A 14,838-nucleotide genomic window follows, 5' to 3' on the forward strand; every position below is an offset into this window, starting at 1 on the left:
TCCATGTGGAACTATGCACGCGCGCGTATGACCATCCGGACTCGGTCAAGATGATCGCCGACCTCCAGCAGGTCTACGTCGAGCGCTACGGCGACGAGGACGTCACGCCGGTCGATCCGGCGCAGTTCGCCGCACCGCTCGGCTACTTCGTCATCGGCTACCTCGACGGCGTGCCCGTCTCCTGCGGTGGCTGGCGCGTGAGCCTCGAACTCGACGGCGCCGCCGAGATCAAGCGGATGTACGTCGTCGACTCCGCACGTGGCCAGGGCCTTTCGCGGCTCGTGCTTGCCCACCTGGAAACCACCGCGCGCGAGGCGGGCCTGCGGCGGATGGTGCTGGAAACCGGTCTCCGCCAGCCGGAGGCGATCGGCCTCTACACCTCCAGCGGCTACGAGCGGATCGACAACTTCGGGGTGTACCGCGACCACCCGGAGAGTCGCTGCTTCGGGAAGCCGTTGTAGGTTCGGGCGCATGGCCATCTATGCGTTGGGGGACTACACGCCGCAGATCCACCCGGACGCGTATGTGCACCCGGATGCGACCGTGATCGGCGACGTGCGCATCGGCGCTTTCTCGTCGGTGTGGCCGCAAGCCGTGCTGCGCGGCGACTACGGGCGCATCGTCATCGGCGAGCGCACGTCGGTCCAGGACGGCACGGTGATCCACTGCACCGAGGTCCACCCGGTGCACATCGGCTCGTCCTGCGTCGTCGGCCACAACGTGCACATCGAGGGCGCGACGGTCGCGGACGACTGCCTGATCGCGTCCGGATCGGTGGTGCTCAACGGTTCCATCGTCGAGAAGGGCGCGATCGTCGGCGCCGGCGCGGTGGTCTCGTTCGACGGGCACGTCCGCGAACGCACGATGGTGCTCGGAGTTCCGGCCCGTGAGCGGGCCGGACATGTTGTGCCAGAACAGGCCTGGGCTTTCATCGTCGAGAAGTATGTGCAGAACATCGCGCTGTACCGGGAGAAGCTGCGCCGCCTCGACTGACCCGCGTGCAATGTTTGTGCAAGGCCCGTGGGCCATCCTCTGATCATGGGGACTCAGAGGAAAGTCTCAGCGGTGCTGACGGTCGCCGTCGCCCTCGGCGCCTGTGTCGCCGTGGCTGGTCCGGCGACCGCGGACGGGTGCGGAACGTGGCCTGGGGTGAGCATCAGGGTGGTCCCGGGCTCGCACAAGATCCCGTTCAGCGGCGTGGTCGCCACACCGACTTGTTACAGCCGCCCCAACGAACTTCAGGTCTGCATGACGGGGGCGGGCCCGTACTGCACCTGGCCGAAGTAGTTGTCGGCGGACAGCGAGTCGTTGTGAGATAGGGTTCACAGCCGTGGCTCGTCCCCTCAACGAAGTTGTCGAAGCCGGTTGGGCTGAAGCTCTCGCCCCCGTTGCTGACCAGATCGCCGCCATGGGTGAGTTCCTGCGCGCGGAGGTCGCCGCCGGCCGCACCTACCTACCTGCGGGCGAGAACGTGCTGCGTGCGTTCAAGCAGCCGTTCCACCAGGTGAAGGTGCTGATCGTCGGGCAGGACCCGTACCCGACGCCCGGCCATGCGGTCGGCCTGTCGTTCTCGGTGGCGCCCGATGTGCGGCCGATCCCGAAGTCGCTGGTCAACATCTACAAGGAGTACGCGGAGGACCTCGGTCACCCGTTGCCCTCCAACGGCGACCTCACGCCGTGGTCCGAGCGCGGCGTGCTGCTGCTCAACAGGGCGCTGACTGTCCAGCCCGGCAAGGCGAATTCCCACCAGGGCAAGGGCTGGGAGGCCGTGACGGAGCAGGCGATCAAGGCGCTCGCGGCTCGTGACGCACCGCTGGTCTCCATCCTGTGGGGCCGCAACGCGCGCAACCTGCGTCCGCTCCTGGAACCGTTGCCCGCCATCGAGTCCGCGCACCCGTCGCCGCTGTCGGCGCACGCGGGCTTCTTCGGTTCGAAGCCGTTCAGCCGCGCCAACGAACTGCTGGAGAAGCAGGGCGCGGAGCCGGTCGACTGGAAGCTGCCGTAGGAATTCGATTGCCCCCGCACGTCTCCCCACTAGCGTCGGAGACATGCGGGGGAATCGCGATCTGTCGTTGGTGGCCGCGGGGGCGGCCGTCTCCGAGTTCGGCAACTCGTTGTCGTTGCTCGTTCTGCTGTTCTGGGCGACGCCGATCAGTTCGCTGCTCGTGGCCGCGATCCTGGTCGCCGAACTGCTGCCCGTCGTGCTCGGCGCGCCGTTCGCGGGCGTGCTCGTCGACCGGCTGCCCAACCGCGGACTGCTGATCGTCGCGCTGCTCTGCCAGGGTGTCGCGATCGCGGCGGCCGCGCCGTTGATGGGCCTGCCCGGGTTCGTGGTGGCGCTCGTGTTCCTGTCCGGCTGCGGCCGTGCGATCGCCATGCCTGCCACGGCTGCCCTGGTGCCGCACATCGCGGGCGAAGAAGAAGCGACACGTGGTTACGCGTGGCTCGGCACCGCGCGCAGTGTCGGCAACATCGCGGGCGTGACCGGTGGCGCGTTGCTCGCCGGGATCTTCGGGCACCCCGCCGCGTTGCTCGTCGACGGCGCGACCTTCCTCGTCTACGCGGCGCTGCTGGCGTTCGTGCGCTCGGAACGCAGGCCTTCCGGCGAGCACGAGAAGCGCCCCAGCGCGTTGGCGGGCATCAGTCACGTGCGGCGCGATCCTGTCCTGTTCGCGGCGATCGTCGGGCTGGCGTTCTTCGTCGGCGCGGTCGTGGTGATCAACGTGGTCGACCCGGCGTTCGTGCGGTTCGTGCTGCACGGTGACGAGTTCCTGCTGGGCGCGATGCAGGCGTGCTGGATGGTCGGCATCCTGCTCGGCAACCGGCTGGCCGCGCGGCTCGAGACCGTGCCCCAGGCCGCCTACGCGCTCGCGATCACGGGAATCACCACCGGCGTCGCGGTGCTGATCCCGGCGATGTTCCCGTACGTCGTGACCGCGGGGATCGGGTGGCTCATCGGCGGTGTGTCCAACGGCGTCGACAACGTGACGGTCAACGCGATCGTCCGGCTGCGCACGCCGGACGAGATGCGCGGGCGGGCATTCGCCGCGGTCAGCTCGATGGTGATCGGTGCGAACCTGGTCGGAACGGCTACCGCAGGTCTGTTGCTGCTGGTCATGGGTCCAAGAGCGGTGTTCGCGCTCGGTGGCGCCGGCGCGGTGCTCAGCGGTGTCGCGTGCCTGGTGTTCGTGCACCGCGCCCTGCGTCGTCAGGCCGCCAGCGGGAGCGTCGAGCGGTACCAGGACACGGTTTCGCCGAGTCCCTGATGCAACGGCCGGGGCGTCACCAGCTCGTACATCCGCGTGGTGTCGAGCGGTCGCGCCGGTGCTCCGGTGGGTTTCGTGAGGTCGAGCCGGATCCGTTCCGGCACGTCCAGCAACGCGCACAACGTCCGGGCCAGTTCGAGGATCGAGATCGTCTCGCGGGTCGCCACGGTCAGCACGTCGGCGGTGTCCTGCGCGACCATCTGCAGGATCGCCGCCACGACGTCGCGCACGTGCACGAAAGACCGCGTCTGGGAGCCGTCGCCCCAGATCTCGACGTCCTGGCCGGAGGTGATCCGGCTGATCATCGCGGGGATCACCCGGTGGACCTTGTCGCGCGGGCCGTAGACGTTCGACGGGCGCGGCAGGAAGATCCGCATGCCGTACTGCTTGCGATACTGCTCCGCCAGCAGTTCGACGACGGACTTCGAGAGCGCGTAGCCGTTGTCCGACTCCACGGACGCCTCGGCGGAGCTGACCATCACGACGTTCTGGACCTCCGCGTCGCGGGCGGCGTTCAGCACGTTCGAGCCGATGCGCAGGTTCGTGTCGAAGATCTCGGCGGTCTTGTCGCGCTTGAACGCCGCGTTGCCGTCCATCGCCGCCGTGTGGATCACCGTGTGCGCGTTGGGAGCCGCGTACCGCAGCACGGCCCGGAGCTCGTTCTCGTCGCGCAGGTCGAGCGGGAACGTCTGGAGGTTCGGGGCGGCGAACGGCGGCGGATCCGCCCGGTACAAGGCGATCACGCGGGTGTCGGTGCCCAGCAACGTCTCCACGACGTGCGAGCCGATGAAGCCGCCTGCGCCGGTCACCACGACTGTCTTCACGATCCTGCCTCCACGAGTGAGATGAGGGAGGAGACGACGGCGGCGGGTGGCGGCAGTGCCCGCATCTCGTCGCGGATCTTCTCCGCGGCCACGCGCGGTGCCGGGTCCTCCAGCAGCCAGGCGGCATGGTCGCGGACGGACTCCGCGGTGATGTCGTCTCCGATGAGCTTGGCGGCGGCGCCGACGGCTTCCGCGCGGTCGGCGTGGCGGTGCTGGTCGCACATCTGCGGCAGCGCGAGCTGCGGCAGGCCCGCGTGCAGCGAGGTCATGGTCGTGCCCGACCCGCCGTGGTGCACCACGGCGTCACACGTCTTGAGCACCTGGTTGAGCGGTAGCCAGTCCACGACCCGGGCGTTGGCGGGGAGCGTGCCCGGATCGAGCGCGCCGCCTCCTGTGATCACCAGCACGTCGGCGTCGATCGTGGCGAGGCCCGCGAGCACGGTGCGCAGCACCCGGTCGTGCTCTCCGCCGGGGACGGGCACGCTGCCGAGCGTCACGCAGATCCTCGGCCTGGTACGCGGCTCGAACAGCCACGACGGCAGCACGCCCGAGCCGTTGTAGGCGGTGTAGGCCATCGGCACGCCCGCCCGCGCGTCCGGGTACTGCAGCGCGGGTGGGCAGACGTCCACCTCGAACGCGGGGTCGCGGGGGAACCCGTGCTCACGGTGAACCGGTGCGAGCGCCTCGGCCTCGGCGGGTGCCAGCTCGGGCGGCAGTGCGACGCCCCAGGTGTGCCGGACGAGAGGAACACCGAGTCGTGCGGCGGCGATCGGCCCCGCGTACTCCCACGGCGTGTGCATTACGGCATCCGGCCGCCATCTTTCGGCCAGAGCGATCACGTTGGCGACCGTGAAACGGGCTATTTTCGCGTAATGCTCGGTGACGTGCTCGATCAGAGCTTCAGTCACATTCCCGGAATAGAGCGCGTGATTCGCCTGCTCGAAGACTTCCCGGATCGATACCGGTCCCACCGCGGCGGCCGGCAGTCCGGTAGCGGCTGCCACCTGCGTGAACTGGTCGGGCAACGCGAGCAGCACGTCGTGCCCGGCGTTGCTCAACGCCCAGCTCAGTGGAATAAGCGGATAAAGGTGCCCATAACCGGGGCAGCTCGTCACCAGGACTCGCATGCTCCCAAACTAAGCGTAAGTTCAGGAACTATTCAACAACGTCTCGTTTGGCGCCGTATCACGTCTTGTTTGGGTATTCCCCGGAATACCTCCCGGAAACGCAGAAGAGCCCGGCCGGAGCCGGGCTCTTCTGGTTCTTGCGCTGTGGCGGTGATCAGCCGCGCACGACCTTGCCGGCCTTCAGGCAGGACGTGCACACGTTGATCCGCTGACGCTGCGAGGTCGAGACCTTCGCGCGCACAGACTGGATGTTCGGGTTCCAGCGGCGGTTCGTCTTCCGCTGGGAGTGCGAAACCGAATGGCCGAAGCCCGGCCCCTTGCCACAGACGTCGCACACGGCAGCCACGTCAGCCACTCCTTCAGGTTCCTCAAGCGGTGAGTCTCGCGTCCCGGTGGGCGCGCAAGCGTGCACAAGCCTCAACCGGGCACGGCAACCCAATCAGGGTAGCCGGTGGCCTCACCCGCGACCAAACCGGGTGGATACCCTCGCCGCCATGCAGGTCATGGATGCGGTCGCGGTGCGCAGGTGGGCGGACGCGTGCGTGCGGTCGCTGGACGCCAACCGGGAGGCGATCGACCAGATCAACGTCTTCCCCGTGCCCGACGGTGACACAGGTACCAACCTGCTGCACACGATGCAGTCGGCGCTCGACGCGCTGCTGCGCTCGCCCATCTCCACGGTAGGCGAGGCGCTGGCCGCACTCGCCCGTGGCGCGCTCGCGGGAGCCCGCGGGAACTCCGGCGTGATCCTGTCCCAGGTGCTCAGGGGCCTCGCGGAGACCGTGCAGGAGGTCTCGCTCGTCACGGGTTCGGCGCTGCGGAAGGGCCTGCAACGCTCTGATGAGCTGGCCACTGCTGCTGTGTCCAAGCCGGTTGCCGGCACGGTCCTGTCAGTGCTGCACGCCGCTGCGGAGGCCGCACGGGACTGCCCGTCGGACGAACTCGACGAGGTCGTGATGGCGGCGTCGCGCGCGGGTGCGGTGGCGTTGGCCGACACGCCGCGGCAACTCGCCGTGCTGGCGAAGGCTGGGGTGGTCGACGCGGGCGGACGTGGTCTCGTTGTGTTGTTGGACACACTGGCCGCGGTGATCACCGGTCAAGCCGTGGAAACGCCGATGGACGCGCCGCTGCTGCCGCGCACGCCCGAGTCGCTGACGACCGAGCGCGAGAGCGGGTCGCCGGAGTTCGAGTACGAGGTCATGTACCTGCTCGACGACACCTCGGAGGAGGCTGTCGGGGAGCTGCGCGTGTCGCTGAACCTGCTCGGCGACTGCGTGTCCGTCGTCGGTGATGGTGCTTCCTTGTGGACCGTGCACGTGCACTGCAACGACATCGGCGCGGCCATCGAGGCGGGTGTGCGCGCTGGGCGTCCGCACCGGATCACGGTGGCGCGGTTCGCCGACCAGATCGCCGCGCAGGCTTCGCGGTTCGTGCGCGACCGGTCGATCGTGGTGGTGGTGAGCGGCGCGGTGGACCTGTTCCGCGCCGAGGGAGCCACGGTGTTCGACCTCGCCACTTCTTCTGCGACGCCCACGGATCTGTTGTCCGCCATCGTGTCGACGCGCGCGCGTCACGTCGCGGTGCTGCCGGGTGATCCGGACATCCGCGAGGCCCTGGATGAAGCCGTGGCGTACGCACAGGCCGCGGGGCAGGACGTAGTGGTGGTGCCCACGTTCTCGCCCGTGCAGGCCCTCGCGGCGTTGGCGGTGCACGACTCTTCTAGGCGTGCCGGTGACGACGTTGTCGCCATGGCCGAGGCTGCTGCTGCCACGCGCCGTGGCGAGCTCGCGATCGCCGCGGACGAGGCGTTGACGTGGGTGGGCCGCTGCCAGCCGGGCGACCTGCTGGGCATGCTGGACGGCGAGGTCGTGCTGATCGAGCCCGGCCCGTCGACCGCGGAGTCGTTGATGGACCTGTCGTGCCGCCTGGTCGACCGGATGCTGGCCGGCGGCGGCGAGCTGGTGACGGTGATCCTCGGCGCTGATGCTCCGTCCGGCCTGGTGGACGTGCTGGAAGACCACCTCCGGGTGACCCATCCGGAGGTCGAGGTGACGGCTTATCCGGGTGGTCAGCCCGACGCGGTCATTTTTGTCGGTGTCGAGTAGTTGAATGGGACGCGATGATCTCCTTCGACGACAAGCTGCAGCCGTTGCTCGGCAAGAAGACCGCCGACGCACTGGAGACCGGCCTCGGCCTCACGACGGCCGGTGACCTGCTGCGCCACTACCCGCGCCGCTACGACGAGCGCGGGAAGCTGACGGACATCAGGTCCCTGGAAATCGACGAGCACGTCACCGTCCAGGCCGAGGTCCGCAAGTGCACCAAGCGGCGCATGAAGGCCCGCCACGGCCACATGACCGAGGCGGTGATCACGGACGGCACGTCCGAGCTGCACCTGGTGTTCTTCGGCAAGGTGGCGTTCGTGGCGGAGCAGGAGCTGCTGCCCGGCACCCGCGCCCTGTTCGCCGGCAAGGTGGGCCGCTACCGGCAGAACCTGCAGCTGGTGCACCCCGCGTTCGAGATCCTCACCGCGGAGCAGGACGGCTCGTCGTTCCTGCAGACGTTCCTGCCCGTCTACCCGGCTTCGCAGCACATCAACACGTGGAACATCGCCAACTGCGTGAAGCAGCTGCTGGAGATCTGGGACGGCGTGCCCGAGGACCCGCTGCCGGCTGCTTTCCGCGAGGAGCACGGCCTGATCGGCCTGGAGGAGGCGCTGCGGGCGATCCACCGGCCGGACAGCTGGGCGCAGATCTCCGTGGCGCAGCAACGGCTCAAGTGGGACGAGGCGCTGGCCGTGCAGCTCACCCTGGCCCAGCGCCGCAAGGCTTCCAGGGCGCGCCCGGCTCCCTCGTGCGCACGCCGGTCCGGCGGAATTCTCGACGCTTTCGACGCGCGGCTGCCGTTCACGCTGACGGCTGGTCAGGTGTCGGTGGGCGAGCAGATCTCCGAGGACCTGGCCTCGGTCGTGCCGATGAACCGCCTGCTGCAAGGGGAGGTCGGGTCAGGAAAAACGATGGTGGCGTTGCGAGCTATGTTGCAGGCCGTCGACGCCGGTCGTCAGTCCGCCATGCTCGCGCCCACGGAAGTCCTTGCGGCACAACATGCTCGCTCGCTTTCCGAGATGCTCGGCGATCTCGCCCAAGCGGGCCAGCTCGGCGGCGCGGAGGACGCGACGCGGGTGACGTTGCTGACCGGCTCGATGAACACGGCTCAGCGGCGCCAGGCGTTGCTCGACATCGTGTCCGGCGAGGCCGGCATCGTCGTCGGCACGCACGCGATCATCCAGGAGAAGGTCGAGTTCCACTCCCTGGGTCTCGTCGTCGTCGACGAACAACACCGCTTCGGCGTTGAGCAGCGCGCCGCTCTCTCAGCGCGCGGTGAACGGGAAAACCCGCACGTCCTGGTGATGACCGCGACGCCGATCCCGCGCACCGTCGCCATGACCGTCTACGGCGACCTGGAGGTGTCGGCTCTGCGCGAGCTGCCCGGCGGCCGTTCGCCGATCAAGACCTCGGTCGTGCCGGTGCGCGAGAAGCCCGCCTGGCTGGACCGCGCCTTCGCCCGTGTGCGCGAGGAAGTGGCCGCGGGCCACCAGGCCTACTTCGTGTGCCCGCGCATCGGCGACGAGGAGCCCGCGAAGTCCTCGTCCGAGGACGAGGACAAGCGCCCGGCCCTGTCCGTGGTCGACGTGGCCACGATGCTGGCCCAGGGCCCCCTGCGCGGCCTGCGGATCGAGATCCTGCACGGTCGCATGCCCCCGGACGAGAAGGACGCCGTGATGCGCGCCTTCTCCGCCAACCAGGTCCAGGTGCTCGTCGCCACCACGGTCATCGAGGTGGGCGTCAACGTCCCGAACGCCACCGTCATGGCCATCATGGACGCCGACCGCTTCGGCGTCTCGCAGCTCCACCAGCTCCGCGGCCGCGTGGGCCGAGGCAGCGCGCCGGGCCTCTGCCTGCTGGTCACCGAGATGCCGGAGATGACCGCGACGATGGAACGCCTCCGCGCGGTCGAGTCCACTCTGGACGGCTTCGAACTGGCCCAGCTGGACCTCGAACTGCGCCGCGAGGGCGACATCCTCGGCGCCGCCCAGTCCGGCCGCCGCTCGGCCCTGAAGATGCTCTCCCTGCTGCGCGACGAGGACATCATCGCGGACGCGCGGGTGGCGGCTCAGGGGTTCGTGGACGCCGATCCGGATCTGGAGAAGCACCCCGGCCTGGCGGGGATGGTGGCGACCCTGCTGACCGAGGAACGGGCGGACTTCCTGGAGAAGGCCTAGCCCGTCATCACGAACGGCCGAGGTTCCCGCGTTCAAGCCGGCCGCGGGGACCTCGAACTTCTGCCCGAACGCTCACGTCAGCGCGACGACCACGGCTGTCCCGAACCGGTTCTGGTGCGGCTTCGGACGCTGCCTGCGCGCACGCGTGGCGGCTCGGCGCTTCGCAGGCGCGGATCCGGAACTGGAGAATGCCTCGCTGTCGCGAACGAGTGCTGGCACGGCTTCGGCAGCTGTCTGGACGCCGGGGTGGCTGCTCAGACCTTCGCAGGCACGGCTCCGGACCTCGGGAAAGCCTGGCTAGTCACCACGAACGGCAAAGGTCCCCGCATCCAGGCCGGGACACGGGGACCTCGCACGACGGACTAGTTCTGGCGGGGCTTCGGGAACTGCTCGGTCTTCGGGTCGTCGGCCTCATCCGCCGCCGAACCGTCCTCCAGCGGCTTGAGCACCGACATCGCCGCTTCCACCGCGGCCTGCGCGGCGTGGAACTGCGTGGCCAGGTTGTCGTGCGCCGACCGCAGCGATGCCTCCCGGTCCGCGGCAGCGGCCGCGCGCTGGTCGGACCGCGCCACCGCGGCCGCCGACTTCTCCTCGGCCTCGCGGACCAGGGTCGAAGTCCTGGCTTCGGCATCCCGAACCAGCGCGGCAGCCTTCTCGTCGGCTTCCCGCACGGTCGTGGTGGCCTTCTCGTCCGCCTCGCGGGTGACCGTGGCGGCCTTCTCCTCCGCCGCACTGACCAGGGCGGCAGCCTGCGCGGTCGCGTCCGCGGTGGTCTTCTCGGCACGGGCCAGCGACTCGGCCTCCAGCTCGGCCAGCGCCTTCTCGGCCTCTGCCTGCTTCGACGCCAGCGCCTCGTCGAGCTTCGCCAGCGCGGCGACCCGCGTGGCCTCGGACTCCTCGGCGATCCGCGAAGCCTCGGCCTGCGCGTCCGCCAGCACCTTCTTGTGCTCGGCGGCGAGCGTCGCCTTGAGGCCGTCGTACTCCTTGTCCAGCTCGTCGTGGTACGCCTTGTACTTGGCGTCGAGCTCCACGCGGTGGGCGTCCAGGTCGGCCGACTTCTTCTCGAACTCCGCGGCCACGCGCTCGCCCTCGGCGCGCACCTCGGCCACCAGGGCCTCGTGCTCGGAGGTCAGTCGGGTGCGCAGGGCGTCGTGCTCGGCCTCCAGCGCCGACTTGCGTTCGGCGAACTGCTTCTCCAGCTCGGCCGTGCGCTGCTGGTGCGCGACTTCCAGCTGCTTGCGACGGGCCTCGGTCTCGGCCAGCAGGCGGTTGTGGTTCTCGCGCTGTTCCGCCGCCCACTTCTCGGCCTCGCCACGCGTGGCGGCCGCCTTGTCGAGGGCGCCCTGGCGGATGTCCGCGATCTCTTCCTCGGCCAGCGACATCATCACGCGAACACGCTCGGTGACGTTCGACGCGCTCACGGGACTGTTGGCCAGGTTCTGGAGCTGCATCTTGGTCTTGTCGAGATCCGCGCGCATCGAGTTCAGCAGCTTCGTGAGCTCGCCGACCTGCGCGGCAGCGGCGTCGCGAGCGCGGTTCGAGTTCTTGAGATCAAACTCCAGGCGAGTGACTCTCTCGTTCACCTGTCGCTGGTTGTAACCACGGAGGACAACGTCGAAATGCGGTGTGCGGGCAGTAGGCTGCCCGGCTCCATCAGCCCCGGCCATATGGCTCACCCTACCGAGATGGCTCCCAAGATCGTCACTCGATCTGGTGAATCCCACTACCGGTCGGAGTCTGACCGGGTGGCGGGTGTCGCACCAGGTCTCAAACCGCGAGAATCCTCACCAGCAAGACCGATCAGGATGACACCCATCACGTGAGACAGTCCTCCCAACAGGCAAGAGTCGCACGGTAACGTGCCCGAACTGACCGCCGAGCAACACCCGGGAGGGCTACGGATGTTCCGCAAGGTTCTTGTCGCCAACCGCGGCGAGATCGCGATTCGCGCGTTCCGAGCCGCCTACGAACTGGGCGCGGGAACGGTCGCCGTTTTCCCTCACGAAGACCGCAACTCGCTGCACCGGTTGAAGGCCGACGAGTCGTACGAGATCGGTGACCCCGGTCACCCCGTCCGCGCCTACCTCTCCGTCGACGAGATCATCAAGGCCGCCCGCAAGGCCGGCGCTGACGCGATCTACCCCGGATACGGGTTCCTCTCCGAAAATCCAGAACTCGCGATGGCCTGCCGCGAGGCGGGCCTGACGTTCATCGGTCCCGTCGCCGAGGTTCTGGAGCTGACGGGCAACAAGGCGCGCGCCATCGCCGCCGCCCGCGAGGCCGGGCTGCCGGTGCTGGAGTCGAGCGCGCCGTCGTCGAACATCGACGAGCTGCTCGAAGCGTCGAAGACGATGCGTTTCCCGGTGTTCGTCAAGGCCGTCGCCGGTGGTGGCGGCCGGGGCATGCGCAAGGTCGACGAGCCGGCCGCACTGCGCGAGGCGCTCGAAGCGGCGTCGCGCGAGGCGGAGTCGGCGTTCGGCGACCCGACGGTGTTCCTCGAACAGGCCGTGGTCGAGCCGCGCCACATCGAGGTGCAGATCCTCGCCGACGGCCACGGCAACGTGATCCACCTCTTCGAGCGCGACTGCTCCGTGCAGCGGCGCCACCAGAAGGTCATCGAGATCGCGCCCGCGCCGAACCTCGACCCCGAGCTGCGCGACCGCATCTGCAACGACGCCGTGAAGTTCGCGCGCCACATCGGCTACCGCAACGCCGGCACGGTGGAGTTCCTGCTCGACCCGCAGGGCCACTACGTCTTCATCGAGATGAACCCGCGCATCCAGGTCGAGCACACGGTCACCGAAGAAGTGACCGATGTGGACCTCGTGCAGTCGCAGATGCGCATCGCGTCCGGCGAGTCGCTGGAGGACCTCGGGCTCAGCCAGGACACGGTCCAGCTGCGCGGCGCCGCCCTGCAGTGCCGCATCACGACGGAAGACCCGGCCAACGGGTTCCGCCCGGACACCGGCACGATCAGCGCCTACCGCTCGCCCGGTGGCTCCGGCATTCGTCTCGACGGCGGCACGGCGGGCGCGGGCATGGCCATCAGCCCGCACTTCGACTCGATGCTCGTGAAGCTCACGTGCCGCGGCCGCAACTTCGCGCTCGCCGTCGCCCGTGCGCGCCGCGCGATCGCGGAGTTCCGCATTCGCGGTGTGTCCACGAACATCCCGTTCATCCAGGCCGTGCTGGACGACCCGGACTTCTACGAGGGCCGCGTCACCACGTCGTTCATCGAGAAGCGCCCGCACCTGCTGACGGCGCGCCACTCGGCCGACCGCGGCACGCGCCTGCTGACCTACCTCGCGGACGTCACGGTCAACCACCCGAACGGCACGCGTCCGACCGCGGTCGACCCGCGCGAGAAGCTGCCGATCATCGACCTGAACGCCGAACCGCGCGCCGGTTCCAAGCAGAAGCTGGTCGAGCTCGGCCCCGAGGGCTTCGCGCGCTGGCTGCGGGAGAGCAAGGCGGTCGGCGTCACGGACACGACGTTCCGCGACGCGCACCAGTCGCTGCTCGCCACCCGAGTGCGCACCAAGGACCTGCTCGCCGTCGCACCGCACGTGGCGCGCATGACGCCCGAGCTGCTCTCGCTGGAGTGCTGGGGCGGCGCGACGTACGACGTGGCGCTGCGGTTCCTCGCCGAGGACCCGTGGGAGCGGCTCGCCGCACTGCGCGAGGCCGTGCCGAACATCAACCTGCAGATGCTGCTGCGCGGCCGCAACACGGTCGGCTACACGCCGTACCCCGAGGCGGTCACCAAGGCGTTCGTGCAGGAGGCGACGAACACCGGCATCGACATCTTCCGGATCTTCGACGCGCTGAACGACGTCGAGCAGATGCGCCCGGCGATCGAGGCCGTGCGCGAGACCGGCACCGCGGTCGCCGAGGTCGCCCTGTGCTACACCAGCGATCTGTCCAATCCGGACGAACGTCTGTACACATTGGACTACTACCTCAAGCTGGCCGAGCAGATCGTCGGCGCCGGCGCGCACGTGCTGTGCGTCAAGGACATGGCCGGGCTCTTGCGAGCCCCGGCCGCGTCGCGCCTGATCACCGCGCTGCGCAAGGAGTTCGACCTCCCGGTCCACCTCCACACGCACGACACGGCGGGCGGCCAGCTGGCGACGTACCTCGCGGCGATCCAGGCCGGCGTGGACGCGATCGACGGCGCGACCGCGTCGATGGCGGGCACGACGTCGCAGCCGCCGCTGTCGTCGATCGTGGCGCTGACCGACCACACCGAGCACTCCACGGGTCTCGACCTGCAGAACGTCTGCGACCTGGAGCCGTACTGGGAGTCGGTGCGCAAGATCTACGCGCCGTTCGAGTCCGGCATCCCCGGCCCGACCGGTCGCGTCTACCACCACGAGATCCCCGGTGGTCAGCTCTCGAACCTGCGCACTCAGGCCGTCGCGCTCGGCCTGGGCGAGAAGTTCGAGGAGATCGAGTCCATGTACGCGGCCGCCGACCGGATGCTCGGCCACCTGGTGAAGGTGACGCCGTCGTCCAAGGTCGTCGGTGACCTCGCGCTGCACCTCGTCGGCGCGGGTGTCTCGCCGAAGGAGTTCGAGGCCGACCCCGGCAAGTTCGACATCCCGGCGTCGGTGATCGGCTTCCTGCACGGCGAGCTGGGCGACCCGCCCGGTGGCTGGCCTGAGCCGTTCCGCTCGAAGGCTCTCGAAGGCAGGCCGGCGCCGAAGCCGATCGAGGAGCTCTCGCCCGAGGACGAGGCCGGCCTGGTCGATGCTCGCCGGGCGACCCTGAACCGGCTGCTGTTCCCGGCGCCGACGAAGGAGTTCCTCACGCACCGCGAGGCCTACGGCGACACGTCGGTGTTGCGCTCCAAGGACTTCTTCTACGGTTTGCGTCCGGGCGAGGAGTACTCCGTCGACCTGGAACCGGGCGTGCGGCTGCTCATCGGCCTGGAGGCGATCTCCGAGGCGGACGAGCGCGGCCTGCGCACGGTGATGGCGACCCTGAACGGCCAGCTGCGGCCGATCCAGGTGCGCGACCGCTCCGTGACGACGGACATCCCGGTCGCCGAGAAGGCCGACCGGAGCAACCCGAACCACGTCGCGGCGCCGTTCGCCGGTGTGGTCACGGCGGTGGTGGCCGAGGGTGACTCGGTCGACGCGGGTCAGACGGTCGCGACGATCGAGGCCATGAAGATGGAGGCCGCGATCACCGCCCCGAAGGCCGGTCGCGTGCAGCGCCTCGCGTTGCGCGGCGCCCAGCAGGTCGAAGGCGGCGACCTCCTGATCGTCCTGGAACTCCCACAGTGAATAACCCCACTGCGTCGCGCGCTGGGTCAGGTCGAGCCGCACGTACCGGCC

12 protein-coding genes are annotated in these 14,838 nt (G+C 69.2%); 8 read left to right on the forward strand and 4 right to left on the reverse strand.

The features are described from left to right. The first annotated feature begins 5 nt into the window (after nt 1-5). The 5 genes from ABZX92_RS28745 to ABZX92_RS28765 are packed head-to-tail and all read left to right on the forward strand — an operon-like array spanning nt 6 to nt 3,266. The gene (locus tag ABZX92_RS28745; RefSeq protein WP_355565859.1) at nt 6-461 is read left to right on the forward strand and encodes a GNAT family N-acetyltransferase; all 456 of its coding nucleotides are present in this window, start codon (nt 6-8) and stop codon (nt 459-461) included. 10 nt (nt 462-471) lie between these two features. Beyond that, nucleotides 472-993, forward strand: coding sequence for a gamma carbonic anhydrase family protein (locus ABZX92_RS28750; protein ID WP_355565862.1), 522 nt, complete (start codon nt 472-474; stop codon nt 991-993). Nucleotides 994-1,038: 45 nt separating this feature from the next. Continuing rightward, a complete protein-coding gene (locus tag ABZX92_RS28755; RefSeq protein ID WP_355565865.1) occupies nt 1,039-1,287 on the forward strand; it encodes a hypothetical protein in 249 nt (82 codons plus the stop codon). A gap of 43 nt (nt 1,288-1,330) precedes the next feature. Beyond that, nucleotides 1,331-2,005, forward strand: coding sequence for a uracil-DNA glycosylase (locus tag ABZX92_RS28760; RefSeq protein ID WP_045310622.1), 675 nt, complete (start codon nt 1,331-1,333; stop codon nt 2,003-2,005). Nucleotides 2,006-2,048: 43 nt separating this feature from the next. After that, complete coding sequence (locus ABZX92_RS28765; protein WP_355565868.1) at nt 2,049-3,266, forward strand: MFS transporter; 1,218 nt, start codon at nt 2,049-2,051, stop codon at nt 3,264-3,266. On the opposite strand, the gene ABZX92_RS28770 is transcribed toward ABZX92_RS28765, so the two are convergent. From ABZX92_RS28770 to rpmB, 3 genes are all read right to left on the reverse strand, one after another. Further along, on the reverse strand, nt 3,209-4,090 hold the full coding sequence (locus ABZX92_RS28770; protein ID WP_355565871.1) for an SDR family NAD(P)-dependent oxidoreductase: 882 nt from the start codon (nt 4,088-4,090) through the stop codon (nt 3,209-3,211). The genes ABZX92_RS28765 and ABZX92_RS28770 overlap by 58 nt on opposite strands. Next, the gene (locus ABZX92_RS28775) at nt 4,087-5,217 is read right to left on the reverse strand and encodes a nucleotide disphospho-sugar-binding domain-containing protein (protein WP_355565873.1); all 1,131 of its coding nucleotides are present in this window, start codon (nt 5,215-5,217) and stop codon (nt 4,087-4,089) included. Before ABZX92_RS28775 ends, ABZX92_RS28770 begins: the two co-directional genes overlap by 4 nt. Before the next feature lie 154 nt (nt 5,218-5,371). Further along, the gene (gene rpmB / locus ABZX92_RS28780) at nt 5,372-5,563 is read right to left on the reverse strand and encodes a 50S ribosomal protein L28 (protein ID WP_355565876.1); all 192 of its coding nucleotides are present in this window, start codon (nt 5,561-5,563) and stop codon (nt 5,372-5,374) included. A gap of 148 nt (nt 5,564-5,711) precedes the next feature. Between rpmB and ABZX92_RS28785 the strand changes: the two genes are divergently transcribed. Beyond that, nucleotides 5,712-7,322 (forward strand): DAK2 domain-containing protein, encoded by a 1,611-nt coding sequence (locus ABZX92_RS28785; protein ID WP_355565878.1) that lies wholly within the window; start codon nt 5,712-5,714, stop codon nt 7,320-7,322. A 14-nt stretch (nt 7,323-7,336) separates the two neighbouring features. Next, nucleotides 7,337-9,499, forward strand: coding sequence for an ATP-dependent DNA helicase RecG (recG, locus tag ABZX92_RS28790; protein WP_355565880.1), 2,163 nt, complete (start codon nt 7,337-7,339; stop codon nt 9,497-9,499). 362 nt (nt 9,500-9,861) lie between these two features. Here the strand turns inward: recG and ABZX92_RS28795 are convergent, their stop codons facing one another. Then, entirely contained in the window at nt 9,862-11,082 is a 1,221-nt protein-coding gene (locus ABZX92_RS28795) for a hypothetical protein (RefSeq protein ID WP_355565883.1), read from the reverse strand. A 318-nt stretch (nt 11,083-11,400) separates the two neighbouring features. On the opposite strand from ABZX92_RS28795, the gene ABZX92_RS28800 reads away from it, so the two are divergent. After that, nucleotides 11,401-14,787, forward strand: a complete 3,387-nt coding sequence (locus ABZX92_RS28800) for a pyruvate carboxylase (RefSeq protein ID WP_355565885.1) — start codon at nt 11,401-11,403, stop codon at nt 14,785-14,787. Nucleotides 14,788-14,838 lie beyond the last annotated feature (51 nt).

The sequence above is a fragment of the Lentzea sp. NPDC006480 genome, from assembly GCF_040611995.1.
Classification (GTDB): Bacteria; Actinomycetota; Actinomycetes; order Mycobacteriales; family Pseudonocardiaceae; genus Lentzea.